Source organism: Thermococcus kodakarensis KOD1, from assembly GCF_000009965.1.
In the GTDB taxonomy this organism is placed as follows: domain Archaea; phylum Methanobacteriota_B; class Thermococci; order Thermococcales; family Thermococcaceae; genus Thermococcus; species Thermococcus kodakarensis.
This window is the reverse complement of record NC_006624.1, coordinates 208,853-233,669: the sequence shown is the minus strand read 5'-3', so window position 1 is coordinate 233,669 and position 24,817 is coordinate 208,853. Positions and strand designations below refer to the sequence as shown.

Sequence of the window (24,817 nt, the reverse complement as noted above, 5' to 3'; positions counted from 1 at the left end):
GAGCTTTAAAGCGGATTTCATTTGTTACGAAGCCTTTAAGTTCCCGATATGCGGCGAAGAATGGAGGTGGGGAAGAATGGTGGAATGCCCTGTATGCGGAAGTGAAATAGAGATCGGAGAGGTCGAACTGCACCAGATAGTCGAATGCCCGGTTTGCGGAGCGGAGCTTGAGGTTGTGAGCCTCGAGCCCCTAACATTAGAGGAGCTCCCCGAGGTCGAGGAGGACTGGGGGGAGTAACCCCTTCAATTTTTTTGGTGGTGGTGATGAGGATAGGGATCACCTACACGGTTCTCAGAAGGGAGGAAATGGCCATAAAGGAGAGGGCCGGCGAGTTTGGGGAAGTGGTTATGCTCCACGAGGACGACCTGCTCTTCCCCGGGAACTACGACCTCGACGTCGTCATAATAAGGAACGTAAGCCACTTCAAGGCCCTCTACACAGCCAGGCTCTTCGAGAGCGAGGGGATTCCGACAGTTAACTCCTCCAGGCTCATCTTCGAGGCAGGTGATAAACTGTTCGCCACTCTGAGGCTGGCCGGGAAGGTTCCCGTTCCCGAGTGGAAGGCCGCTTTGAGCGAGGGAGGAGCCCTGAGAGTTCCGGATTCCCTCGGCTATCCGCTCGTTTCAAAGCCGGTTTTTGGAAGCTGGGGAAGGCTCCTCGCGAAGGTGAACGACAGGGACTCGCTGGAGGCCGTCCTGGAGCACAGGAAGTGGATGAAGAACCCTCTCTACGGAATCCACTACTTCCAGGAGTTCGTGGAGAAGCCCGGAAGGGACATAAGGAGCTACGTCATAGGAGGGGAGTTCGTCGGGGCGATTTATCGCTATTCCAACCACTGGATAACGAACACAGCGAGGGGCGGCAAAGCGGAGCCCTGCAGCGATCCCGAGGTCGAGGAGCTCTCGGTTAAGGCCTGGGAGGCCTTCGGCGAGGGAGCTTTGGCTATAGACATCTTCGAGAGCGAAAAAGGTCTCCTTGTGAACGAGGTCAACCCCAACATGGAGTTCAAGAACGCCGCCAGGGTCACCGGCGCTGACATGGCCGGAAAGCTGGTGGAATACGCTGTGGAGGTGGCTAAGACATGATAAAGGCCGCGGTTGTCGGTGCCAGCGGCTACATTGGTGGGGAACTAGTCAGGCTTTTGGCCATGCACCCCGAGGTCGAGATCACGGCTATAACATCGAGGCGCTTCGCCGGCCAGAAGGTACACAAGGTTCATCCCAACCTCAGGGGACTCGACTTACGCTTCACCAACACCAAGGAGTTCGATGCCGACGTTATCTTCTTAGCGGTCCCCCACGGGACCTCGATGGAGATAATAGACGACTACCTCGGGAGCGCGAAGATCATAGACATGAGCGCGGACTTCAGGCTGAGGGAAGATCTATACAGGGAGTACTACGGCGAGCACAAGAGGCCGGAGCTCATAGAAGAGTTCGTCTACGGTCTCCCCGAGCTCCACAGGAAGGAGATAAGGAAGGCCGAGCTGGTCGCAAACCCAGGCTGCAACGCGACCGCCACGATCCTCGCGCTCTACCCCTTCAGGGAGCTCACGGATGAGGCGATAGTCGATCTCAAGGTTAGCTCGTCTGCGGGGGGAAGGAGGGAGAACGTGGCGAGCATACATCCGGAGAGGAGCCACGTCGTCAGGGTATACAAGCCCTACCACCACAGGCACGAGGGCGAGGTGATCCAGGAGACCGGGGTTAAGGCGGCCTTCACCGTCCACTCCGTTGACATCATCAGGGGACTTCTTGCCACCATCTACTTCCGCTTCGAGGGGAGCACGAGGGAGCTCTTGAGGAAGCTTTTGGTGTACAAGGATGAACCCTTCGTGAGGCTCGTTACCGACAAAGGCGGCCTCCAGCGCTTTCCGGATCCGAAGTACGTGATAGGGAGCAACTTCGCGGACATAGGCTTTGCCCACGACGAGGAGAACTCCAGGGCGATAGTCCTCTCGGCCATAGACAACCTCATCAAAGGTGGTTCCGGGCAGGCGGTTCAGAACATGAACCTCATGTTCGGACTCGACGAGAGGACCGGTCTGAACTACTACCCGGTCTACCCCGTGTGAGGTGGTACCATGAGGATCGTTAAGATAGGTGGGGCCGCACTGGTGAGGTTTGAGGAGGTCTGGGCAAGCGACGGCCTCTCAAGCTCGCTGAGGAGCCCTGACACGGTCGTTGTGCACGGTGGCTCGAGGCACGTCGACGAGCTCTCAAGGAAGCTCGGGGTGAAGATCAAAAGGCTCACCAGCCCCTCCGGAGTGACCTTCAGGAGGACAACTAAGGAAGTCCTCGACGTTTATCTGGCAGCTATGATGAGGGCGAACAGGGAGCTCGTGGAGTTCCTTCAGGTCAGGGGAATAAACGCGGTGGGCGTTATGGGAATTGAGCACGAGCTGGTGATTGGGAGGAGGAAGAAGCTCGTAAAGGCAGTAATCAACGGAAAAACGGTTGCAATAAGAGACGACTACTCGGGAACCGTGGAGAGGATAAACGTTGGGGCTTTGATGGAGCTCAGGAAGCTCGGGCTGCCAGTTATAGCCTCGGTGGCCTACGATCCCGTTGAGAACGTCCCACTGAACGTCGACGGGGATAAAGTGGCCTACCACATGGCCCTGGCCACCAAGGCGAGGGAGCTCGTCTTCGTCTCAGATTCGGCCTTTATGGCGGATGGGAGCGTCGTAGAAAGGGTGAACCTGAACGAGCTCCCAGAGCTCCTCGGATACGCTAAAGGGGGGATGAGGAAGAAGCTCATGATGGCCGCAAAGGCAGTTGAGAGCGGCGTTGAAAGGGTGGTCATCCAGGGCCTCAACGGAAGGACGGTGATAACTTGAGGGAGATGCCGCTCTACAGGAAGAGGCTCAGGCTCGTAAGGGGCGAAGGTGTCTACGTCTGGGACGAGAAGGGAAGACGCTACCTGGATCTCATAGCCGGAATAGGCGTGAACGTCCTTGGCCATGCCCACCCGGAGTGGGTACTCGATATGAGCCGCCAGCTGGAGAAGATAGTCGTTGCTGGTCCAATGTTCGAGCACGACGAGAGGGAGGAGATGCTCGAGGAGCTCTCCCACTGGGTAGACTACGAGTACGTCTACATGGGCAACTCGGGAACCGAAGCCGTTGAAGCCGCCATAAAGTTCGCCCGCCTCGCAACTGGGCGTTCGGAGATAGTGGCCATGACCAACGCCTTCCACGGAAGAACACTCGGTTCCCTCAGCGCCACCTGGAAGAAGAAGTACCGCGAGGGCTTTGGACCCCTCGTCCCCGGATTCAAGCATATACCCTTCAACAACGTCGAAGCTGCTAAGGAGGCCATAACAAAGGAAACTGCCGCTGTTATCTTCGAGCCCATCCAGGGAGAGGGCGGCATCGTTCCGGCAGATGAGGAGTTCGTTAAAACCCTCAGGGACCTCACGGAGGATGTGGGGGCCCTTTTGATAGCGGATGAAGTCCAGAGCGGCCTCAGAACGGGGAAGTTCCTTGCAATAGAGCACTACGGGGTGAGGCCGGACATAGTGACGATGGGAAAGGGAATAGGCAACGGCTTCCCCGTGAGCCTTACTCTAACCGACCTGGAGATACCGAGGGGAAAGCACGGCTCCACCTTTGGAGGCAACCCGCTCGCCTGCAGGGCCGTGGCGACAACGCTGAGGATACTAAGGAGAGACAGGCTCGTTGAGAAGGCCGGTGAAAAGTTCATGGAGTTCTCGGGCGAAAGGGTGGTCAAGACCAGGGGAAGGGGGCTCATGATCGGGATAGTCCTCAGAAGGCCCGCGGGGAACTACGTTAAGGCCCTCCAGGAGAGGGGAATCCTCGTCAACACGGCAGGAAACAGGGTGATAAGACTCCTCCCGCCGCTGATAATCGAGGGGGACACGCTGGAGGAAGCAAGGAAAGAGATAGAGGGTGTTCTGAATGATATCCTCTGAGGAGAAGGTTGAATTCCTGAGGAAGCTCGTGGAGATTTACTCCCCCACCGGAAGGGAGAGTGAGGCAGTAAAGTTCATCGTCGAGTCCTTTGAGAGCTTTGGGGTTGATGCTTACGTCGATGAGGTGGGAAACGCGATAGCGATAAGGGAAGGGAAGGGTCCGAGGATACTACTCGCCGGCCACGTCGATACCGTCCCGGGGATAATCCCGGTCAGGATAGAGGACGGGGTCCTCTGGGGCAGGGGGAGCGTCGATGCCAAGGGCCCGCTTGCGACTTTCTTCTTCGCCACGCTGGAGAGCAACGCAAACATAATCTTCGCCGGTTTGGTAGACGAGGAGGGCTTTTCCAAGGGCGCCAAGAACCTCGACGTTCCCAGACCTGACTACATCATCATCGGCGAGCCGAGCGGCGTCGACGGCGTCACGATAGGATACAAGGGCAGTTTGACTGCAAAATTCGTTGAGAGCGTCGAGAAAGTTCACGGGAGTTTAGGGGTTGACGCCGCTGAGAGGCTGATAAACAGATGGCTCGAGATAAAGTCCTCCTTTGGAGAGGGCTTCGACGCCTTGAGCGGCAGGATAGTGGAGCTCCACGCCTACGAGAGGGACTTCGACTTCTACGGCGAGATGGTGATAAACCTCCGCACTCCCCCAGGCTACAATCCGCCCAAGGGTTGGGAGATCCTCGACTTCGTTCCCGCCTACCAGGTCGACAGGAGGAGTCCACTCGTCAGGGCCTTCGTCAGGGGCATAAGGAGGAACGGCATGAGGCCGAGACTGAAGAAGAAGACCGGAACAGCCGACATGAACATCCTGGGCCCGAGGTTCGGCGTTGATGCCGTCGCCTACGGTCCGGGCGATTCCAGGCTGGACCACACACCCCACGAGCGCATCAGCCTCAGCGAATACCTCCTGGCAATAGACGTTCTGGTGGACGTCATCGAGGAACTCAAAGGAGCCAAGGAAAGGGCCGCTGAAGAAAGCGGGGAGAGGGAAGCGGGAAAGGCCCTCTCAGGGTAAAGTTCTCGTTGAGAGGATCCTGGACTTCTTAGTTGCAGCATCTATGGCCTTCATTATCGCCGTTCTTATCTTTCCCTCCTCAAGCTCGAAGATGCCGTCTATCGTAGTCCCTCCCGGGGTCGTCACCATGTCCCTTATCTCAGCTGGATGGCCCTCGTAGTTCAGCAGGAGCTTTGCAGTGCCGAGGAGGGTCTGGAGGGCGGCTATTTTTGCCACCTCCCTCAGAAGACCGACTCTCAAACCGCCGTAGATCATCGACTCAACGAACACCGAAACGTAGGCCGGCCCGGAGCCGCTGAGCCCGGTTATCGCGTCCATGTGCTCCTCATCGACGAGAAGACACTCGCCGAAGGCCCTGAGAAGGGATTCGACCTTCTCCCTCTCATCGGGCTCAAGATCGATCGTGGCGTAGCCTGTAAAGGCCTCCCCCACGAGTATGGCTATGTTGGGCATCGCCCTAACTACCTTTACCCCGGGGCAAGCCCCTTTAGGGCCTTTATTGGAACTTCAGCGGCCAAAGATACGAGTATCTTGCCGTTAAGTGCCTCTCTTATCTCTCCTAGCACCTTCGCTACCTTGTTGGGCTTCACCGCCAGAAAAACAACCTCGGCCCAATCCGCTGCCTCCAGGTTGTTCCTGATGACCTTAACCCCGTATTCCCCAAGCCATTTTGCCTTCTCAACGTTCCTCCTCGTGGCGATAACTTCGTGGCCCTTCTCGGCGAGGGCCCTCGCGACAGCCCCACCGATCATCCCAGCTCCAATCACCGCTATCCGCATTTAACCACCGCGTGTCGATTTTTGAACCGTATGATAACATTTTTGGACGCCTGTTTGTCAAATCGACAAAAATACGCCAGTTTTCACACTGATTTTTAACAGATTGATGAGATGGACGTCCTTTTTTGGGAATTGGACAGGCAAACCTGGCGAATAGTTTAAATAGGGTTGCTGATTCATCCGTCTCCGGTGATCGGTGATGTCCCGCCAATTTATGAAGTCTTCAAACCAGGTGATGTCCCGCCAATGGGTGATGCCCCGCCAATATTAGTAACCCCCGGCGGGGAAGAGGTAATCAGGAAGCTCGTTCTGAGGGCTTTGAACGAGAACCAGAGACTGATACTGAGGAGCATAAGCGGCAGACACCGCTCCCTGAATTCTCTCCTTGAGGAGCTCAGCAGAAAGGAAAGAAAAGCCCTCTCGACGCTGAAGCTGAACGCCAGAATTCTGAAGGAACTCGGGCTCATAGACTACGGCACTAAGGAAAACCCCAGGCCCGTTAGGCTTACCGAGCACGGGAGAATGATTCTCAGCCTTCTGGAGGTGGACGGCCATGAGTGAGGCCCTCGATCCGAGGACAAAGCTCCAGAGCATGCTCCAGCCCGTCAACAACTTCCACCTCGAGTCCTCGGAGACCTGCCTCGAAATTCTCTCAGCAGTGCTCGAGGAGAAGGGAGAGAAAGACGTCGTAATACTCAGCAAAGGCCACTCGGCTCCAGCTTTCTACGTGATGCTCCACGAAATGGGTCTTCTCAGCGACGAGGAGCTCTACAGCTTCGCGGACATAGACGGCCTCCCGAGCCACGTAATCAGGGGGCTGCCCTTCATAGAGGTCTCCAGCGGTTCCCTCGGCCAGGGACTCTCGGTGGCCAACGGTATAGCGATGGCCAAGCGTATGGACGGGGAAGAGGGATACGTTTACGTCATTCTCGGCGACGGCGAGCTGGACGAGGGCCAGGTCTGGGAAGCTGCTATGACAGCATCGCACCACAGGCTCGATAGAGTGATAGCGATAGTCGACAGGAACTACTTCCAGCTCACGGGAGGAACAGAGGAGATACTGAGCAAGGAACCGCTGGCGGACAAGTGGAGGGCCTTCGGCTGGGAGGTTATGGGGGTTCCCAACAGGAAGGAGGAGCTCAAGAAGGCCCTCGAAACGGCCAAAAAACTCGGGGGAAGGCCGAAGGTCATCATAGCGAGGTGGGAAGTGTGATAGAAAGCTTCAGGGAAGCCTTTGGGAGGGCTTTGGTTGAGCTAGGGGAGGAGAACCCGAACATCGTTGTCCTAGATGCGGACGTCAAGAGCTCGACGAAAACGGCCTACTTCGAGAGGGCCTTTCCCGAGAGGTTCATCCAGGTGGGTATAAGCGAGCAGGACATGGTCTCGATGGCTGGGGGTCTGGCCATAGGGGGCAAAATCCCAGTTGTTTCGGCCTTTGCGGCTTTCCTGATGCGGGCCTGGGAGCAGATAAGGAACACGATAGCCAGGGACAACCTCAACGTCAAGCTCATTCCAACGCACTCTGGCTTTTCAGACCACATGGACGGCTCATCACACCAGTGCCTTGAGGACATAGCCCTCATGCGCGTCCTCCCGAACATGACGGTAGTTGTTCCGGCGGACGCCCCCTCAGTTCCCGTCCTCCTCAAACAGGTCATCGAGCTCGAGGGGCCCGTCTACATGCGCCTCGGCAGGGACCACGCTCCAAGGGTCTATGATAGTCCAAAGCTGAAGCTGGGAAAGGCAAGTGTCCTCAGAAAGGGAAGCGACGTTCTCCTTGTGGCCGCTGGCGTTATGGTGTCGGTGGCCCTCGAAACGGCGAGGAAGCTTGAGGAGAGGGGAATAAGCGCTGGAGTCGTTGACATGCACACGATAAAGCCCCTCGACGAGGAAACGCTGCTGAGATTGGCCGCTAAGGTAGACCTGGTCGTTACCCTTGAGGAGCACAGCATTCACGGCGGCCTCGGGGGAGCGGTAGCGGAGGTTCTCTCGGAAAAGATGCCGAAGAGGCTCATCAGGATCGGGACGACGGAGTTCGGCAGGTCGAGCAGGGACTACTTCTCACTCCTGGAGCGCTATGGTCTGACTGCGGAAAGCGTCGTGAAGAAGGTTGAGGTGATGCTGACATGAGGTTCAAATTCGAGAAGGGCTCCAAGCCGAAAACTGTCGTTAAGGTCGGAGGGGTTAAAATCGGCGACGGATTCACGGTAATAGCAGGTCCCTGCGCGGTGGAGAGCCAGGAGCAAATAATGAAGGTTGCAGAGTTCCTGGCCGAGATGGGCGTTAAAGTGCTCCGCGGAGGGGCTTTCAAGCCGAGGACGAGTCCATACTCCTTCCAGGGGCACGGGGAAGAGGCCCTGAAGTGGATGAGGAGAGCAGCCGATGAATACGGCCTCGTAACCGTTACGGAAGTTATGGACGTTTCGCAGGTGGAGCTGGTTGCGAAGTACTCCGACATGCTCCAGATCGGCGCCAGGAACTCCCAGAACTTCGAGCTGCTTAAGGCAGTGGGAAAGGTCGACAACCCCGTGGTTCTGAAGAGGGGCATGGCAAACACCGTCCAGGAGCTCCTCTACTCGGCCGAGTACATACTAAGCGGGGGCAACGAGAACGTTATCCTCTGCGAGAGGGGCATAAGAACCTTCGAAACCTCCACAAGGTTCACCCTGGACATCTCGGCCGTCCCAGTCGTCAAGGAGCTCTCACACCTGCCGATAATAGTTGACCCCTCGCATCCAGCGGGCAGGAGGGAGCTCGTGATACCCCTGGCAAAAGCGGCTTATGCAGTCGGGGCCGACGGGATAATGGTCGAGGTTCACCCCGAGCCGGATAAGGCCCTCTCGGACTCTGCCCAGCAGCTGACCTTCGAGGACTTCGAGAGGCTTTTGGGGGAGCTTGAAGGGCTCGGATGGAAAGGGACAACATCGAGAGAGGCCGCAGAGGGCGTTCCGAGGTACGTGCTCTCGGAGAGGGTCGAGGAGAACGACTGGTACACCGAGGTCTTCCTCATGGAGCTGGGGGGGCTCGGATGGAGGGCCTGAGCTTCGGCCCCCTCTCCATCCTTCCCTCCCTCGCGGAGGAGCTCAACCCCCACAGAGTCGCCTTTCTGACGAACACGACGGTGGAGAGGCTCTGGCTTGAAAAGGCCGCCGAAGGGATAGAGGAGCCGATAAGGATAGTCATCCCAGACGGCGAGAAGTACAAGAGCCTTGAGACTGCCGTAGCCATCTGGAAGAGGCTCCAGGAGGAGGGCTTCACGAGGAAGTCCCTCCTTATAGGCCTCGGTGGGGGAGTCGTGACAGACATAGCGGGCTTCGTGGCCTCGACCTACATGAGGGGAACCCTCCTCGGCCTCGTCCCAACGACGCTTTTGGCCCAGGTGGACGCGGCCATAGGGGGCAAGACAGGGGTGAACTTCAACGGGAAGAACATGATAGGGACGTTTTACCTTCCAAACTTCGTCCTGATAGCCCATGAAACCCTCTCCACGCTCCCAGAGGAGGAGATAAGGAACGGCCTTGGGGAAGTTGCAAAGTATGCTCTGCTCGACAGGAAGGTCTACGCCCTCGCCAGGAACTTTGAAGGGATAAGCGAGACCCTCATCAGGGAATGCGCCCTCTTCAAGGTGGAGGTAGTTGAGAAGGACCTGGGGGAGAGCGGGCTGAGGAGGATACTCAACCTCGGGCATACAGCCGGACACGCGATCGAGAAGCTGTCGAATTACAGAATAAAGCACGGGCTTGCGGTTTCGATGGGACTCATGGTGGCCTCGAAGGTCGGGGAAGAGCTCTACGGCTTCGATTCTGGAAAGACCGAAGAGCTCCTGAAGAAGCTCGGGCTCCCCACGGGGCACCCCTTTAGGGCGGAGGAGATACTGGAGGAGATGAGGCTCGACAAGAAGGCCTGGTACGGGAGGATAACCTTCGTCATCCCGGTTGAAATAGGCGATGTCGTCGTTGAGGAAGTCGATGAGGCTGTTTTGAAAAGGGCCCTGGAGGCAACGAGGGATGATAGCGGGAGTGGTGACTGCCAGAAACCCGGGGGAAGCGCTTGAGAAGATAAAAACCTCGAAGTTTAACCTCTACGAGGTCAGGCTCGACTCCTTTGAGAGCTTTGAGGGACTGGAAGTGCTGGGGGAATATTCTAAAAAGCTCATCTTCACGCCGAGGAGGAGGGAAGAAGGGGGAATCAGGCCCCTCGATGACGGGACAAGACTGAGCCTCTACAGAAGGGTTATGGAGCTCAAACCGGCCTACGTTGACGTGGAATTCGCCTCGGATATAGCCCAGGAAGTTATGGAGCTTGCGAAAGAGAAGGGGGTTGGTGTTATTCTCTCCTACCACGACTTCAATGGAACCCCGGATTTTGGGAAGCTCCTGACGCTCCTCGAGGACATGGAGGAGCTGGAGCCTGAGATAATAAAGATAGTCACCACAGCAAACTCCCCCCTCGACAACCTGAGGGTTCTGAGGCTTTACGAGCATGCTGAGAACCTCATCGCCTTCTGCATGGGGCCCCTCGGGAGAATCTCCAGGGTCTTTTCGGCCCAGCTGGCGCCGTTCACGTACGCCCCCCTTGAGGGGGAGGTGGCCCCAGGACAGCTCCGGGCGGAGGAACTGGACAGACTGAGGGTGATGCTCTTTGGCTGACGCGGAAACGAGGCTCTACGGGGTGATCGGCTTTCCGGCGAGACACTCGCTCAGCCCGGTAATGCACAACGCAGCTTTCAGAGCCCTCGGAATCAACGCGGTATACCTGGCCTTCGAAGTCCCCCCGGAGGAGCTTGGGGAGGCTATTGGGGGCGCCAAAGCCCTCGGAATATCCGGATTGAACGTCACAATGCCCCACAAGGAGGCGGTGATTCATTTCCTCGACTCACTCTCCGAGGATTCGGGAGAAATCGGGAGCGTTAACACGGTCGTTAACAGGAAAGGGAGGCTGGAAGGCCACACAACCGACGGCTTGGGCGCGAGGAGGGCCCTCGAAAGGGCCATCGAGCTGGGGGGAAGGAGGATACTCATCATCGGAGCGGGCGGTGCGGGGAAGGCAATAGCCTACGAACTTTCCAGGGACAACGAGGTGGTCGTCCTCAACAGAACCCCCGAAAAGGCGAAGGCCCTGGAGCGCTTTGGAATAACGGGGGACGCTCTGAACAGAGAGAACCTTGGGGAGTACCTGGAATGGGCCGAGGTTTTGATAAACGCCACCTCCGTCGGAATGAACTCCTGGGAAACTCCTGTTCCCGCCGAGCTGCTGAGGAGAGACCTCGTCGTCATGGACATAGTTTACAAGCCCCTGAAGACGCGCCTCCTCACCGAGGCCGAGCTGAGGGGCTGTAAAACAGTTGACGGTCTCTGGATGCTCGTCTATCAGGGCATCGAGAGCTTCAGGCTTTGGACGGGATTTAAGCCAGATGAAGGGCTTATGAGGGGGGCTGCGCTTGAGGGCATCAGCGAGTAGCGCCGTTACCGTTGTCAACGCCTTCGCAACGGGAGTAGGTTCAGCTATCGGGATAGACCTCTGGACGAGGGCGGAGGTCAAGCTAAAGGGTGATGGAATAGAGGGAGAGATCAGGGTTAGAGGGGAGCAGGTTAGGGATTTCAGACTCGTTAAAGCGGTCGCTGATGTTTTCAGGGAGAAAACAGGCGAGGAGTTCGGTATCAAGTTCAGGATAGAGTCGGAGATACCAATTGCGATGGGCCTCAAGAGCAGCTCCGCAGCGGCTAACGCCCTCTCAAAGGCCCTGGCCGATGCCCTCGGGCTTGATATGAGCGAAATGGAAGTGGTTAAAGCCGGGGTCGAGGCCGCTAAGAGGGCTGGCGTTACCCTAACAGGGGCCTTTGACGACGCCTGCGCCTCCTACTTCGGTTCGCTCTGGGTCACCGACAACCTCGGGATGAGGGTTCTCCACAGTTCCAAAGTCGAGCCCCTTCCCGTTGTGCTCTTACTCCCTGGAAAAACCCTCCTAACAGAGAGTCTAGGCGGAAGGGACTTCTCCCCAATCAGACCTTACGTGGAGGAGGCCGTGAGGCTGGCCCTTGAGGGTGAGTGGAGGAAAGCGGCCCTCATAAACGGTCTGGTTTACTCGACGTATCTCGGCCACCCCATCGAGCCCTTCAGGATTGCCCTAGAGAGGGGGGCCGTGGTTGGGCTGAGCGGGAAGGGACCGGCGGTTTTTGCCGTCACGAATGAGCCAGAGGAGCTTGCCGAGGAGTGGGAGCAGTTTGGGAAAGTCCTGACAACAGAGCTGAGGTGATCGCGTTGATAATCAGGCCCGTTGATGAAGTCAGGGGAGAACTCAACGCCCCTCCCTCGAAGAGCTACACTCACAGGGCCTACTTCCTTGCCCTGCTGGCTGAGGGGGAGAGCACCATAGAGAACCCCCTGGTCTGCGACGACACCCTTGCAACTATAGAAGCCATCAGATCCTTCGGTGCTGGTGTTGATGGAAAAACCGTTGTGCCCCCAGAAGAGCCCTCCCCCGGCTTTGTCTACGCCAGGGAATCCGGGACAACGGCGAGGTTTTCGACTGCTCTCGCTGGGGGTATTGGGGGGAAAACCCTCATAGATGGGGCGAGAAGGCTGAGGGAGAGACCGATGGACGGGCTCGTGAAAGCCCTGAAGGGCCTTGGGGCGGAGGTTGATGGTTTTAGCCTCCCGCTTACCGTGAAGGGCCCCGTAAAGTCCGGGAGGGTCTCGGTCGACGCATCCAAGTCCTCCCAGTTCGTCAGCGGCCTGCTCCTCCTGGGGGCGGAGGTCGGGCTGAAGGTCGAGGCCAGGAACCCCGTTTCAAAGCCCTACATCGAGATGACGCTCAGGACGATGGAGGCCTTTGGAGTGGAATTTGAGAGGGAGGGCTTCTCCTTCGAGGTATATCCTGGAGTTAAGGGGACAAGGTATAAGGTTCCGGGAGATTACTCAACTGCCTCCTTCTTCCTGGCAGCTGGGGCCCTGTACGGTAAAGTTAGGGTGAACAACCTCCTGAGGGAAGATGTGCAGGCGGATATGGCCTTCCTGGATGCGCTTGAGGAGTTCGGGGCGAGGGTGAAGAGGGGGAGGGATTACGTGAAGGTCGAGGGGGGCGAGCTTAAAGCTGTTGCACTCGACTGCTCCGATTTTCCAGATTCGTTCCCCATACTGGCCGTTGTTGCGGCCTACGCAGAGGGCAGGAGCGTGATAAGGGCGAGACAGCTAAGGTTCAAGGAGAGCGACAGGGTGAGGGCGATGGCGGTCAACCTGTCGAGGATGGGGGTTAAGGTGAGGGAGCTTGAGGACGGGCTTGAGATAGAGGGCGGACGGCCGAGGGGAGCTAAGGTAGAGACCTTCAACGACCACAGGATAGCCATGGCGATGAGCATAGCGGCTCTCGGCGCTACTGGGCCATCTATCATCGAGGACACGGAGAGCGTCTCCAAGTCGCACCCGGGGTTTTTCGACGACCTGAGGAGGCTCCTGGAATGAGGGGGAAACTGCTGAGCTTTTCCCTGTTTGGCGAGAGCCACGGAAAAGCTGTTGGAGTCCTTGTAGAGGGGCTCCCCCCTGGAATAGAGGTCAGCGTTGAGGAGCTCAAGCGGGAGCTTGAGAGGAGGAAGGGCATAGAGAGGTTTGCAACCAAGAGGAAAGAAACTGACGAGCCGAAGATCCTTTCAGGAGTCTTCAGGGGGAGGACAACTGGGACACCTGTCGCCGTCATCGTGGAGAACAGGGACGTGGATTCCTCGTACTACGAGGAGATAAGGAACACGCCGAGACCGGGGCATGCGGACTATCCAGCGGGGATAAAGTACTTCGGATACAACGACTACAGGGGCGGGGGCCACTTCTCGGGGAGGCTGACGGTTGGGGTCGTTATAGCGGGCTACTTCGCCAAGAAGCTCCTGGAAAGGGAAGGAATCAAGGTGAGAGCTTACCTCAAGCGGATAGGGCGCGTGGAGGCTCATGTTTCTCCCGAGGAGCTGTTGAGCTCTGAAAACCCCTACTGCCCCGACGAGGGGGCCTTCGAGGCCATGGTTGAGGAGATGGAAAGGGCCAGAAAGGCCGGCGATAGTGTTGGAGGAATTGTTGAGGCCGTCGCCTTCAACGTTCCTCCGGGCCTAGGCGGGCCTTGGGAGGAGGACATCGAGGCGGATATAGCCTCGGCCCTCTTCAGGATCCCGGCCGTCAAAGGCGTTGAGTTCGGCCTGGGCTTCGGGTTAGCGGAGCTCAGGGGGAGCCAGGCCAATGACCCCTTCGTCCTGAAGGACGGAAAGGTTGTGACCGAGACCAACAACCACGGCGGTGTTCTGGGGGGCATGACGACTGGAATGCCGCTCGTGGTGAGGGCTGCCTTCAAGCCGACACCATCCATCTACCTCCCCCAGAGAACGGTTGACCTGGGGAGGATGGAGGAAGTCACGCTCAAGCTTAGGGGACGCTTCGATTCCTGCATAGTCCCAAAGGCCCTCCCAGTTGTGGAAAGCTCTGTTGCCTTCGTAATAGCCGACCACCTCCTGAGGAGGAGGGCCTGGGAGGGGATGGTTAGGTGAACCTGTCCAAAAGGTTAAATCTTCGAACTTCAAGCTCAAAACGGTGACGGTGATGTCCCGCCAATATCGAGTCCTGATCTTGTAGAACTTGCCATTCTGAGGAGAAGGATAGACGAGATTGACCGGGAAATTCTCCAGCTTCTCCAGAGGAGGATGGAAGTAGCAAAGGCCATAGGGGAAGCCAAGCTAAAGCTCGAAATGCCAGTTTACGACCCGGACAGGGAGAGAGAAGTTCTATCCAGGGCAGGCGAATTTAGGAGGGTTTTCGAAGCCATCCTTGAGGTGAGCAGGGATGTTCAACGTTTACGAGTTTTTCAACAGGATAAATGAGGTTAGGCCTGAGTCGAGGCTCGACGCCGGTCAGCCGGACATACCGGTCAGGAGGGAGATAATCGAGGAGGCTGTAGAGTCGCTCAGGAGGGGAGAAACCGGTTACACGAGTACCGGCGGAATAAGGGAGCTGAGGGAGAGGATAGCCGAGTTCGAGGGGGTTTCGGCCGATGAAGTCATCGTCGCCCCAGGTGCGAAGATCCTCATAGCGGCGGAGATAGCGTCTGCTAAAAAAGTGGCCGTCGTTTCTCCCCGCTGGAACGCCTATTCGCTGATAGCCCGCCAGTTCTGGAGGGAGGTAGAGGTTATAAAAACGACCCTGGATGAGAGGTGGATTCCGAGGGTTGAGGAGATAAAAGCTGACCTCATCATAATCAACTACCCCAACAACCCGACGGGGAGGGTTCTGTCTGGTAAGGAGATCAGGGGACTGCTCGATGTCGCCGAGGAGAACGGTGTTAAGGTGCTCTCGGACGAGGTTTACGCTGAGCTCAGCTTCACCCGCTTTACGCCAGCGAGAGAGCTCTACGAAAACGTCGTTACAGTTAAGGGCTTTTCAAAGCTCTACTCCATGACCGGCTTCAGGCTCGGCTACGCAATAGGAGAGCGGAACGAGATCAGGAGGATACAGAGGTTCATAGAGAGCACGGTAACATGTGTCCCTCCCTTCGTTCAGAGGGCTGGAGTAAAGGCACTCGAACTCAGGGATGAACTCATCAAAGAAGTCAGGAGGGCATACCTTGAGAGGGTCAGGATGGCCTCAAAGATGCTCAGGGGTTTCGACTTCGTTGAGCCGGAGGGAGCTTTCTACATCTTCCTCAGAACGCCCCAGGACGGGATGGCCTTCGCCGAGAGGCTGCTCTCAAGGGGAGTTGCCGTTTTTCCAGGAATGGCCTTTGGCGACTACCCCAACTTCATAAGGATATCCCTCTCAGGGAAGGGGCTTGAGAGGGGATTAAGGGTCATTAGGGAGGAGTTGGAATGCGCATTGGAATCGCGGGCTACGGAAGGATGGGAAGGCTCTTCGAGAGGTGTCTCGGCGGAAGGTTCGAGGTGATCTTCTACTCCGAACACGGGCGGAGCGACGTTGGATCGCTGGAGGAACTCTACCTGAAGTCGGACGTGATAATGGTAGCCTCATCCCTCGACACTGTCCCGAAAAGGCTGGAGAGGCTCGCGGAAATATCGAGGGAGCACGGCGGGAAAAAGATCGTCTTCGACATAGCCACTTTCAAGTCCCGCGTTGTTGAAGCCTACGCGGGCTTTGGCGAGGAAACAAGAGTTGCGAGCGTTCACCCGATGTTCGGGCCCGGGGCGAAGACCATCGAGGGGAAGAGGTTCATAACGGTCCCCATTCCAGGAAGGGAGAAGGATGCGGAGGAAGTCGCCGACTTTATACGCTCCATCGGGGGGAACGTGTCCTTCCTCGACTGGAAGACCCACGACAGGCTCATGGGCTTCGTCATAGGCGTCCCCTACTTCATCGGATTAAGCTACCTCTCGCTCTCCAGGGAGCTCGGACTGGAGGAGTTTGGCGGAACCTCCTGGGCCTTCCTGGAGACCTACGGAAAGGCGGTGCTCCACGATTCTCCCGATTTCATAAGGGAAGTCCTCAGCATGTCCAGGGAGCAGATAGAGGAGTTCCTAGACTTCATGAGGAAAAACCCGCCGGACCCGGAGAGACTCAGGGAAAAACTGGAATGGGAAGAAATAGAAGAGGCCTACGAAAGGTTCTACAGAGCTCTGGAGTAGCCCGAGAGCTCCGCCACCTTTCTCCTCAGCTCCTCCACGGGGTTCTCACTGCGGGATATTAGCTCTATAAGCGCGCTTCCAACGACAACCCCGTCGGCTCCAGCCTTCAAAAGCTCCTCCACCTGCTCCCTCCTCGAAACACCGAAGCCGACTGCCAGCTTGTTGTTGCATATCTTTCTGGCGCGCCTCACGAACTCGAAAGCCGTCTCGGGAAGTCTGTCGCGGGCTCCAGTGGTCCCGTACAGGGAGATAAGGTAGACGAAGCCGGTAGAGGCTTTATCTATCTCCCTAAGCCTTTCATCGGGAGTGTTTGGGGCTGCAAGAAATACTGTCTTTAGCCCCTCTTCCTTGGCCGCATCGAGGAATTCCCCTGCATGGCTCACAGGAAGGTCAACCACGAGGATCCCGTCGGCCCCGCTGGCCTTAGCCTCTCCGAGGAACTTCTTAACGCCCGTCCTGAAAACCGGGTTGTAGTAGGTCATCAGAATTACTGGGGTAGAGGAGTGCCTCCTGAACTCGCGGAGGATCCTGAAGGTATCATCGAGTTTGAAGCCGTTCCTCAGGGCGCGGTAGTGGGACTCCTGGATCGTCTTCCCGTCCGCCATCGGGTCGCTGAAGGGGATTCCGAGCTCTATTAGACCGGCGAACTCTTCGACCGCTAGTAAAAACTCAAGGGTCTTTTCGACACTCGGGTCGCCGGCCGTGAGATAGGGAATCAGCGAGCCCTTCTCAAACATTCCCGACCCTCCTGACTATATCCAGGTCCTTGTCGCCCCTCCCAGAGAGGTTGACTATGATTATCTCGTCTTTATCCATCTCTGGGGCTATTTTCATCGCGTAGGCTACCGCGTGGGCCGATTCGAGCGCTGGAAGTATTCCCTCCGTCCTGGAAAGCTCGTGGAAGGCTCTCAGAGCCTCCTCGTCGGTCACCGTGACGTACTCGGCCCTTCCGCTATCCTTGAGGTAGGCGTGCTCGGGACCAACTCCCGGGTAGTCGAGCCCCGCCGAAACGCTGTGGGTAGGAGTTATCTGGCCCTCCTCGTTCTGGAGGAAGTAGCTGAGCATGCCGTGGAAAACGCCGAGCTCGCCGGCGTTCAGCGAGGCCGCGTGGAGGCCCGTTTCGAGGCCCTTTCCCCCGGCTTCGACGCCTATGAGCCTGACCCTATCGTTCACGAAGGGGTAGAAGATGCCCATTGCGTTGCTCCCGCCCCCGACACATGCCACTACCGCATCCGGTAGCGTCCCCTCGGCTTCGAGTATCTGCTCCCTGGCCTCCCTGCCTATTACCGACTGGAAGTCCCTCACGATGACCGGGTATGGGTAGGGCCCGACAACCGAGCCTATTAGGTAGTGGGAGTACTCGAAGGTGGCAACCCAGTCGCGGAGGGCCTCGTTTATGGCATCCTTCAGGGTTCTTGAGCCGCTTTCGACGGGAATAACCCTCGCGCCGAGCAGCCCCATGCGGAAGACGTTCATCTTCTGCCTCTCGACGTCTTCGGCGCCCATGTAAACGTCTACCTTCATCCCGAGGAGCGCCCCCGCCATGGCCGTGGCGACGCCGTGCTGGCCCGCCCCGGTCTCGGCTATGAGCCTCTCCTTGCCCATGAACTTGGCGAGGAGGGCCTGCCCTATGCCGTTGTTCGTCTTGTGGGCCCCGCCGTGGAGGAGGTCCTCCCTCTTGAGGTATATCTTCGCCCCTCCCAGCTTTTTGCTAAGCCTCTCCGCGTAGTAGAGGGGCGTCGGCCTTCCCGCCCAGTTCCGCAGGTAGTACTCGAGGGTTTCGTTGAACTCAGGGTCGTCCTTGAACTTTTTGTAAGCCCTTTCAAGCTTCTTCAAAGGTTCTATAAGCGTCTCGGGGACGAACTGGCCCCCAAACCTTCCGAAGAACATATCATCCATTCCTCACCACCGCCATGAAGGCCTCTATCAAAACCCTGTCCTTGACGCCGTTCCTCTCAACGCCGCTCGAAACGTCGACTCCAGCTGGTTTAACCCACCTTATCGCTTCCCCAACGTTCTCCGGGGTCAAACCTCCGGCCAGGACTATCGGGTACTCCTTGGCTATTATCGCGCTCACCCTGTAGTCGTGCCTCCTCCCGCTCCCCACCCCTGTGTCGAGGAGTATCTTGTCAACCTCGTACTGCCCTATGAGCTCGAGGAGCCTTTCCGCATCTTCCGCGGGGTCGTCGCTCTCCCTTGGGACCATGAAGGCCTTCATAACGCTCACCCCGTACTCATCCTTCAGCCTGTTGACGGCCTTGGGGTGCATGTCCGAGTGCACCTGTATGTACTCGGCCCCGGTCTTCTCTACCGCGTTGGCCCACTCTGGGAAGGTCTTCATGGTGGAAACGAGGTAGATTGGGATCTCTGCCATCTCAATCAGCTCCGCGGCCGTCTTCAGCGGCACCTTCCTCTTCGACCTTGAGTTCACCACCACTCCCGTTGCATCGGCGTACCTCTCGACAAGCCTGAGCTCATCCATTGTTTTTACGCCGCATATCTTAACGAACTCAACCATTTCTGCTCATCTCCACGAAGTTTTTGATGATCCTCAAGCCTTCTTTCCTCTCCCATTCGGTCAGAACGCTTTCAGGGTGGAACTGAAGGCCCTCTATCGGGAGCTTCCTGTGCCTTATCCCCATGACCACGTTATCGTCGAGGGAAACGGCGCTCACATCAAACTCCCTTGGAACCTCCAGAACGGCGAGGGAGTGGTACCTTCCAGCGGTCAGCGGGTTCTTGATTCCCCTCAAAACGCCCTTCCCGTCGTGCTTCACGGGGCTGGCCTTCCCGTGCCTGGGCTTTACCCTCCCCACCTTCCCGCCGAATGCCGTCGCTATTATCTGGTGGCCGAGGCAGACCCCGAGGATAGGTACCCCCGCCTCGAGGACTATCTCCGGCGAGTTTCCCACTTCCCTCCTCTCGAGCGGGTGCCCCGGGCCGGGGGAGATTATCACTCCATCGGGGTCGAGCCTTCTGAGCTCCCCAACGGTTATAGTGTTCGGAACGACCTTCACTCTGTCGAAGAGGGAGGCGTACTCGGCTAAATTCCAGACGAAGGAGTCCCTGTTGTTGACGAGGACTATCATTCCCTCACCCCCAGCGCCTTCAGAACTGCTCTCATTTTGTTCTCGGTCTCGAAGAACTCCTTCTCTGGAACTGAATCCGCCACTATTCCTGCCCCGGCCCTAACGCTCGCTTTCCTGCCCTCGATCTCGGCCATCCTTATCGCTATCGCCATGTCGGCGTCCCCGGTGAGGGAGAAGTAACCCACTGCTCCCCCGTAGACCTTTCTCCTGCTCCTCTCCAGCTCGTCTATGATCTCCATCGCCCTTATCTTCGGGGCTCCGGTTAGTGTTCCCGCCGGAAAAGCCGCCTCCATGGCGTCGAACGCGTTTTTCCCCTCATCGAGTTCACCGACCACCTCGCTCTCTATGTGCTGGACGTGGCTGTACTTCAGGACGTCGAAGAAGCGGGTTAGCCTAACGCTCCCGGGCTTTGAAACCCTCCTGACGTCGTTTCTAGCAAGGTCAACGAGCATGACGTGCTCAGCTCGCTCTTTCTCGTCGGAGAGTAGGGCCTTTTCCAGCTCCCGGTCTTCCTCCCCCGTCCTTCCCCTCGGCGCTGTTCCTGCTATGGGGTTTATCTTGAAGGTTCTCCCCTCGACGGAACCCATGGTTTCGGGTGAGGCCCCTACGACGGTCTTCTCGAACTCCAGGATGAAGGTGTACGGGGAGGGGTTGAGCTCCACGAGCCGCTTGTAGATTTCGAGGGCATCGAGATCCGTTCTAACCCTGTACTCGCGCGACAGAACCACCTGGAAGACGTCCCCCGAGTAGATGTACTCCTTCCCAGCCCTGACGATTTCAACGAACTCTTCCATGCCCGCGTCGGTGGATATGACCTCCGAACCGCCGTCTTCAAGCCGTGACTCTTCCCTCCTGGCCCTTTCAACTAAGGCCTCGGGGTCGAAAGGAGCCTCTCTGAGGTAAAAGAAGGAAAGAGCGCCGGTAGAGTGGTCGTAGATGAAGGTCCAGGGGTAGTAGCCGAAGACCGAGGGCTCTTCGATCTTCCCCCCGATGATGGAGTGTACCGAATCGTAGGAGACGTAGCCAACGAAGCCACCCATGAACCTCCTGCCCTCGACCCTCTCCCCCATGAGCCCTTTAAGAGCTCTGAGGGGGTTCCTCTCGTCGGAAACTCGCTCCCCGTCGATCTCAGTCCCCTCGCCGACCTCCACGACGAACTCCGGCTCGGCCGATATGTAGGTGAATCTGGCCTTCCTGGAGTCCTTCTCGGCAGAGCGGAGCATGAATGGCATCCCAAAGTCTCTAAGGGCGCTGTAGAGCTTCAAAGGGTCAACGGGCTTCAGCTTTTTGAGAGGCATGCTATCTCCTCCAGTTTTTCAAGCATTCCCTGGCCCAGGGCTTCCCTGGCCATCTCAAGGCCCTCCCTAAAGTCCTCCGCAACCCCTGACGCGTAGAGAGCCGCCGAAGCGTTGACGAGGATGAAGTCCCTGTCCTCCCGCCTTCCCGAACCCCCTAGAACCGCCTTTATCCTCGCGGCGCTCTCTTCCGGGGAGGAGCACGGCAGGGGCTTCACAGGCTCGATTCCGAAGTCCTCAGGTGAGAGCGTGTACCTCTCAACTCCATTGCCAACCTCCAGGACGAGGGTCTCTCTGTGTGGGGACACCTCATCCATGCCCGAACCGTGGACAACCAGGGCCCTCTCAACCCCAAGGAACTCCAGGGCCTCTGCCACGGGTTCCAGAAGCTCTGGAGAGTTGACTCCGACTACCTGGTATGCTGGATCCGCTGGATTCGCAAGCGGCCCGATGACGTTGAAGACTGTCTTTATCCCGAGGGCCTTTCTCACGGGCATTATTGGTCTGAGTGCCGGGTGATAGGCGGGAGCGAAGATGAACGTGAAGTTCGTGCTTTCGACCATCTCCCTGGCCCTCTCCGGGGAAACCCGTATGTTTAAGCCAAGCGCCTCAAGTACGTTGGCTGAGCCGCTCTTCGATGTTATGGAAACGTTTCCGTGTTTAGCGACCCTCGTGAAGGCCGAGAGTATCAAAGCCGAGGCCGTGCTGACGTTTATGGTCGAGCTGCCGTCTCCCCCCGTCCCGGCTGTATCGGCCACCTTCCCGAGGTCGAGCTTGACTGCGCTGTCCCTCATTGCCCTCGCCAGACCCGCGAGCTCTTCGCCGGTGTAGCCCTTGGTCTGGAGTGCAGCCAGGTAGGCCCCTATAAGCACTCCATCGCTCCCCTTCAGCTCGTTGAAGAGCTCGTAGGCCTCCTCAAAGCTCAGGTTCTTTCCATCGACGATCTTCGCAAGAAGGCTCATACTTCCACCTCCACGAGCTTCCTGAGAAACTCCTCAGGATCCGGGGTCTTCATGAGCGCGGTGCCTATCAGAGCGGCATCCGCATGTCTTAAAGCCCTCTTCAGGTCTTCCGTGCCCGCTATGCCGCTCTCGCTGACCTTCACGTATCTTTTCGGTATGAGCGGCGCCAGCTTTTCCGTTAGGCTCACGTTGCCATCGTCGAGCTCAAGCTTCCCTATGTCGCGGTTGTTTATCCCTATCATCGTTGAGTCCGTCTGGAGTGCTATCGCCAGCTCCTCCTCGCTGTGCACCTCCACGAGGGTGTCCAAGCCGTGCTCCTTCGCGAAGTCCACGAACTCGGGCAGTTCCTCTTTCAGAAGCCGCGTTATCAGGAGAACCGCCGAAGCTCCTGCTTCAGCAGTCCTTTCGACTTCCTCCTTGCTGGCTATGAAGTCCTTCCGCAAAACTGGCAGTTCCGTTTCCCTGCAGAGTTTCCTGAGGAACTCAAAGCTTCCCCTGAAGTACTTCGGGTCGGTTATGTAAGAGATTCCAACCGCTCCTGCCCTTTCGTAGGCCCTAAGGATCTCAAAGGGGTTCCTGCCCTTCAGAAGATCCCCGTACTTCGGAGAATAGACCTTCAGCTCGGCTATTATGGCGTTCTTTTCGGCTTTTCTAATAGCCCTGCTTAATCCAAAAACCATCACCCATTTGAACTCACCGGTGTCAAAAGGGGGAGTTGGGATATAAGGCTTTGGACATGCTGAGGTGTCCAAGGGAGTAGCTAAAAAGACCGAGAGGGCGTTAAGGCCCTCGTTTAACCTCCTCCAAAAACATTTTTATCGCTTCGTTCGCATTTTCCACGTCCCTTCCGACCATCAGAAAGCCGAAGTCCCCGTATTTTTTCCTGTAGTTCTCGATGAACAGCTCGTCCCCTGCCGTGTCGCCGATGTAAACCCCCTCCTCACCCCCTACGAGGCATCGGAGGAGCTCGGGGTCGGGCTTCAAACCGCTTTCCCTCGTCACAACCTTCGGAAACCTGAAGCCGATGATCCTCTCTGCAAGCTCCATCTCCAGTCTGTTCCTCCCCGTCACAACGCCCAGCTTGAACCTCTCCCCCGCCTCCCGGAGGAGCTCGACATCTACGAGCGGCTTTTCAAGCCTCCAGAGGCCCTCGAAGTCAAAGAGCCTGTCCTCGTAGAGCTCTCCCAGGTAGAAGGTGTTGAAGACCCTCTCAACGTGACCCGGGTCAATTCCAAGCGGGAAGTTTCTCCTGAAGTACTCAACCCCAACTCCCTCTGGAATTTGTTCCCAGTCATTCAGGCCGGAGAAAACCGCCCTCACCAGGGCCTCGCTGAGCTTAAAGTCGTCTCCAAAGACTCCCTTCCTCCTCAGCTCCCTTACCAGCTCGATTTCAACCTCCGAGGGCTTTCCAAGCTCCTCCAGGAGGTACTCGACGGTAAGCTTCACTGCCATGTCGTAGCTTTCACCCACGTCTATGAGCGTCCCGTCAACGTCAAAGACCAGCCACATCCTTCCACTCCTCCATCGCCTTCAGGAAGGCGTCGTTCTCCCTCCTCCCTATCGTGACCCTTATGTGTCCCTTCAGCCTCCCCGAGAGCTTCCTCACAACTATTCCCCTCTCCAGGAGGAAGGAGTGCGCGTCCGCCTTAACCAGGAGGAAGTTGGCGTCGCTCGGATAGGCCAGCTCTCCGAGCGATCTCCTCACCCTCTCGCGCTCCCTCACTATTTCCCTAATCCTCTCCCTGAAGAGCCCTGGGTGCCTCAGCACGACTTTAACGACAGCCTGGGCGAAGATGTCCACGCTGAAGGGCGACTTTATCCGGTAGAGTGCCTCAATTATCTCCTCGCTAGCGAGGGCGTAGCCTACCCTCGCTCCAGCTAAGCTGAAGGCCTTTGAGAAGGTTCTCAGGAGGACGAGGTTGGGATACTCATCCAGGAGGCCGAGGAGGTCTTTCCCCGCGAACTCGACGTAGGCCTCGTCAACCACAACGGCCTTCCCTGTCTCCAGGACTTTGAGGACCTCCTCAACCGGCTGGAGGTTCCCGGTCGGGTTGTTGGGCGATGCTATGAAGACAGCCGACGCTTTTTTCGCCTTCTCTGCTATGGTATCTCCATCTATCGTGAAGTCCTCTCTCAGAGGCACCTCAATCACAGGAATCCCGTTCAGCCTGGCGTAGAAGGAGTACATCCCGAAGGTGGGGGGAGTGGTTACGATGTAGTCCCCCTCGAAGAGGCGGACGAGATAGCCGATAAGCTCGTCGCCTCCCTTCCCAACGGCCACGTTTTCAGCCGGGAGCCCGTAGAACTCTCCTATCGCTTCCCTCGCCGGCATGGAGGTTATGTGGGGGTAGCGGTTGAAGGGAACGCTCTTCAGCTCTTCAAATATCTCCTCCTTTAGCTCCTCGGGAAGGTCGTAGGGGCTCTCGTTCTTGTCCAGCCATATCCTGTAGTTCCCCTCTATGACGCGGTAGGGCTTGAAGGCCTTTACCTCATTCCTTATCATTTCCGCCGCCTCCTGAGCTCGGCCATGACCTCCCCGAGGGAAACATCGTTGTAGGCCAGGAGAACGAGGAGGTGGTACAGCATGTCTGCAGTTTCGTAGATCAAGGCCTCCCTGTTTTCCGCCACGAGAACCTCAACTGCCTCCTCCCCGAACTTCTTGTATATCCTCTCCCTGCCCTCCCTGAAGAGCCTCGACGTGTAAGAACCCTCGACGGGGCTTTCCTTCCTCTTCCTTATCAGCTCCTCGAGCTCCCTGAGGATTGTGAGCGAGTAATCCATCGGGAGAACCCTCTCGGGCTCCCCGAGCTTTCGGTAAAAGCAGGAGTAGTTCCCCGTGTGGCAGGCCGGGCCTTTGGGCTCGACCTTCAGGAGAAGGGCGTCGCTGTCGCAGTCTACCCTTATCTCCCTGACGACCTGGAGGTTTCCGCTCACCTCCCCCTTCATCCTCACCCTTCCCTGGGAGCGGGAGTAGTAGTGGGCGTAGCCCGTCTCGAGCGTTCTCCTCAGCGCTTCTCTGTCCATGTAGGCGAGGGTTAGTACCTCCCCCTCCGTGTCCTGGACAACAACGGGAACGACCCCTCCGTTCTTTTCCCAGTCAACCTTCTCTACCAGCTCCTCGATGCTCATG

The 24,817-nt window shown here is 57.5% G+C and carries 29 protein-coding genes and 1 pseudogene; 19 read left to right on the top strand and 11 right to left on the bottom strand.

What is annotated here, in order from left to right; all coding sequences use genetic code 11:
• Window positions 1-76: 76 nt before the first annotated feature.
• From lysW to TK_RS01340, 6 genes are read left to right on the top strand one after another with little or no spacing between them, the layout of a single operon-like run.
• Window positions 77-238 carry a lysine biosynthesis protein LysW gene (lysW, locus tag TK_RS01365; protein WP_011249234.1) on the top strand — a complete coding sequence of 54 codons (162 nt, stop codon included), beginning with the start codon at window positions 77-79 and terminating at the stop codon, window positions 236-238.
• Window positions 239-264: 26 nt separating this feature from the next.
• Window positions 265-1,086: a lysine biosynthesis protein LysX gene (gene lysX, locus TK_RS01360; RefSeq protein WP_011249233.1), complete on the top strand. Its 822-nt coding sequence runs from the start codon at window positions 265-267 to the stop codon at window positions 1,084-1,086.
• A complete protein-coding gene (argC, locus tag TK_RS12145) occupies window positions 1,083-2,075 on the top strand; it encodes an N-acetyl-gamma-glutamyl-phosphate reductase (protein ID WP_011249232.1) in 993 nt (330 codons plus the stop codon). Before lysX ends, argC begins: the two co-directional genes overlap by 4 nt.
• Window positions 2,076-2,084: 9 nt before the next feature.
• Window positions 2,085-2,840: a [LysW]-aminoadipate/[LysW]-glutamate kinase gene (locus TK_RS12140; RefSeq protein WP_011249231.1), complete on the top strand. Its 756-nt coding sequence runs from the start codon at window positions 2,085-2,087 to the stop codon at window positions 2,838-2,840.
• A 5-nt stretch (window positions 2,841-2,845) separates the two neighbouring features.
• Window positions 2,846-3,934, top strand: a complete 1,089-nt coding sequence (locus tag TK_RS01345) for an acetylornithine/succinylornithine family transaminase (RefSeq protein WP_011249230.1) — start codon at window positions 2,846-2,848, stop codon at window positions 3,932-3,934.
• Entirely contained in the window at window positions 3,921-4,955 is a 1,035-nt protein-coding gene (locus tag TK_RS01340) for a [LysW]-lysine hydrolase (protein ID WP_011249229.1), read from the top strand. The genes TK_RS01345 and TK_RS01340 overlap by 14 nt, the downstream gene beginning before the upstream one ends.
• Here the strand turns inward: TK_RS01340 and proC are convergent.
• Window positions 4,947-5,734, bottom strand: a pseudogene (gene proC, locus TK_RS01335) (pyrroline-5-carboxylate reductase). The gene TK_RS01340 and the pseudogene proC sit on opposite strands and share 9 nt — an antisense overlap.
• Window positions 5,735-5,980: 246 nt before the next feature.
• Here proC and TK_RS01330 point away from each other — a divergent pair.
• From TK_RS01330 to TK_RS01275, 13 genes are read left to right on the top strand one after another with little or no spacing between them, the layout of a single operon-like run.
• Window positions 5,981-6,295 (top strand): hypothetical protein, encoded by a 315-nt coding sequence (locus tag TK_RS01330; RefSeq protein WP_011249226.1) that lies wholly within the window; start codon window positions 5,981-5,983, stop codon window positions 6,293-6,295.
• A complete protein-coding gene (locus TK_RS01325) occupies window positions 6,288-6,947 on the top strand; it encodes a thiamine pyrophosphate-dependent enzyme (RefSeq protein ID WP_011249225.1) in 660 nt (219 codons plus the stop codon). The genes TK_RS01330 and TK_RS01325 overlap by 8 nt, the downstream gene beginning before the upstream one ends.
• Complete coding sequence (locus TK_RS01320; protein ID WP_011249224.1) at window positions 6,944-7,864, top strand: transketolase family protein; 921 nt, start codon at window positions 6,944-6,946, stop codon at window positions 7,862-7,864. Before TK_RS01325 ends, TK_RS01320 begins: the two co-directional genes overlap by 4 nt.
• Complete coding sequence (gene aroF, locus TK_RS01315; RefSeq protein ID WP_011249223.1) at window positions 7,861-8,775, top strand: 3-deoxy-7-phosphoheptulonate synthase; 915 nt, start codon at window positions 7,861-7,863, stop codon at window positions 8,773-8,775. Before TK_RS01320 ends, aroF begins: the two co-directional genes overlap by 4 nt.
• Window positions 8,763-9,788: a 3-dehydroquinate synthase gene (gene aroB / locus TK_RS01310; RefSeq protein WP_011249222.1), complete on the top strand. Its 1,026-nt coding sequence runs from the start codon at window positions 8,763-8,765 to the stop codon at window positions 9,786-9,788. Before aroF ends, aroB begins: the two co-directional genes overlap by 13 nt.
• Window positions 9,742-10,383 carry a 3-dehydroquinate dehydratase gene (locus tag TK_RS01305; RefSeq protein WP_011249221.1) on the top strand — a complete coding sequence of 214 codons (642 nt, stop codon included), beginning with the start codon at window positions 9,742-9,744 and terminating at the stop codon, window positions 10,381-10,383. Before aroB ends, TK_RS01305 begins: the two co-directional genes overlap by 47 nt.
• Window positions 10,376-11,194 carry a shikimate dehydrogenase gene (locus tag TK_RS01300; protein WP_011249220.1) on the top strand — a complete coding sequence of 273 codons (819 nt, stop codon included), beginning with the start codon at window positions 10,376-10,378 and terminating at the stop codon, window positions 11,192-11,194. Before TK_RS01305 ends, TK_RS01300 begins: the two co-directional genes overlap by 8 nt.
• Window positions 11,169-11,990 carry a shikimate kinase gene (locus TK_RS01295; RefSeq protein ID WP_394295118.1) on the top strand — a complete coding sequence of 274 codons (822 nt, stop codon included), beginning with the start codon at window positions 11,169-11,171 and terminating at the stop codon, window positions 11,988-11,990. The genes TK_RS01300 and TK_RS01295 overlap by 26 nt, the downstream gene beginning before the upstream one ends.
• A gap of 5 nt (window positions 11,991-11,995) precedes the next feature.
• A complete protein-coding gene (gene aroA / locus TK_RS01290; RefSeq protein ID WP_011249218.1) occupies window positions 11,996-13,195 on the top strand; it encodes a 3-phosphoshikimate 1-carboxyvinyltransferase in 1,200 nt (399 codons plus the stop codon).
• A complete protein-coding gene (aroC, locus tag TK_RS01285; protein ID WP_011249217.1) occupies window positions 13,192-14,259 on the top strand; it encodes a chorismate synthase in 1,068 nt (355 codons plus the stop codon). The genes aroA and aroC overlap by 4 nt, the downstream gene beginning before the upstream one ends.
• 18 nt (window positions 14,260-14,277) lie before the next feature.
• A complete protein-coding gene (locus TK_RS12315; protein WP_332370039.1) occupies window positions 14,278-14,589 on the top strand; it encodes a chorismate mutase in 312 nt (103 codons plus the stop codon).
• Window positions 14,552-15,646, top strand: a complete 1,095-nt coding sequence (locus TK_RS01280) for a pyridoxal phosphate-dependent aminotransferase (RefSeq protein ID WP_011249215.1) — start codon at window positions 14,552-14,554, stop codon at window positions 15,644-15,646. The genes TK_RS12315 and TK_RS01280 overlap by 38 nt, the downstream gene beginning before the upstream one ends.
• On the top strand, window positions 15,571-16,341 hold the full coding sequence (locus tag TK_RS01275) for a prephenate dehydrogenase/arogenate dehydrogenase family protein (protein ID WP_011249214.1): 771 nt from the start codon (window positions 15,571-15,573) through the stop codon (window positions 16,339-16,341). Before TK_RS01280 ends, TK_RS01275 begins: the two co-directional genes overlap by 76 nt.
• Here the strand turns inward: TK_RS01275 and trpA are convergent.
• The 10 genes from trpA to hisIE form a co-directional block, all read right to left on the bottom strand.
• A complete protein-coding gene (gene trpA / locus TK_RS01270) occupies window positions 16,323-17,078 on the bottom strand; it encodes a tryptophan synthase subunit alpha (RefSeq protein WP_011249213.1) in 756 nt (251 codons plus the stop codon). The genes TK_RS01275 and trpA overlap by 19 nt on opposite strands.
• Window positions 17,071-18,231 carry a tryptophan synthase subunit beta gene (gene trpB / locus TK_RS01265; RefSeq protein ID WP_048053798.1) on the bottom strand — a complete coding sequence of 387 codons (1,161 nt, stop codon included), beginning with the start codon at window positions 18,229-18,231 and terminating at the stop codon, window positions 17,071-17,073. Before trpB ends, trpA begins: the two co-directional genes overlap by 8 nt.
• A gap of 1 nt (window position 18,232) precedes the next feature.
• Window positions 18,233-18,859, bottom strand: a complete 627-nt coding sequence (locus tag TK_RS01260; protein ID WP_011249211.1) for a phosphoribosylanthranilate isomerase — start codon at window positions 18,857-18,859, stop codon at window positions 18,233-18,235.
• Window positions 18,852-19,430: an aminodeoxychorismate/anthranilate synthase component II gene (locus tag TK_RS01255; protein ID WP_011249210.1), complete on the bottom strand. Its 579-nt coding sequence runs from the start codon at window positions 19,428-19,430 to the stop codon at window positions 18,852-18,854. Before TK_RS01255 ends, TK_RS01260 begins: the two co-directional genes overlap by 8 nt.
• Window positions 19,427-20,728 carry an anthranilate synthase component I gene (locus TK_RS01250; protein ID WP_011249209.1) on the bottom strand — a complete coding sequence of 434 codons (1,302 nt, stop codon included), beginning with the start codon at window positions 20,726-20,728 and terminating at the stop codon, window positions 19,427-19,429. Before TK_RS01250 ends, TK_RS01255 begins: the two co-directional genes overlap by 4 nt.
• Window positions 20,710-21,687: an anthranilate phosphoribosyltransferase gene (trpD, locus tag TK_RS01245; RefSeq protein WP_011249208.1), complete on the bottom strand. Its 978-nt coding sequence runs from the start codon at window positions 21,685-21,687 to the stop codon at window positions 20,710-20,712. Before trpD ends, TK_RS01250 begins: the two co-directional genes overlap by 19 nt.
• Window positions 21,684-22,370: an indole-3-glycerol phosphate synthase TrpC gene (gene trpC, locus TK_RS01240; protein WP_048053642.1), complete on the bottom strand. Its 687-nt coding sequence runs from the start codon at window positions 22,368-22,370 to the stop codon at window positions 21,684-21,686. The genes trpD and trpC overlap by 4 nt, the downstream gene beginning before the upstream one ends.
• Before the next feature lie 97 nt (window positions 22,371-22,467).
• A complete protein-coding gene (locus TK_RS01235) occupies window positions 22,468-23,196 on the bottom strand; it encodes an HAD family hydrolase (RefSeq protein ID WP_011249206.1) in 729 nt (242 codons plus the stop codon).
• Complete coding sequence (gene hisC, locus TK_RS01230) at window positions 23,180-24,190, bottom strand: histidinol-phosphate transaminase (RefSeq protein ID WP_011249205.1); 1,011 nt, start codon at window positions 24,188-24,190, stop codon at window positions 23,180-23,182. Before hisC ends, TK_RS01235 begins: the two co-directional genes overlap by 17 nt.
• Entirely contained in the window at window positions 24,187-24,816 is a 630-nt protein-coding gene (gene hisIE, locus TK_RS01225; protein ID WP_011249204.1) for a bifunctional phosphoribosyl-AMP cyclohydrolase/phosphoribosyl-ATP diphosphatase HisIE, read from the bottom strand. Before hisIE ends, hisC begins: the two co-directional genes overlap by 4 nt.
• Window position 24,817: the final 1 nt, after the last annotated feature.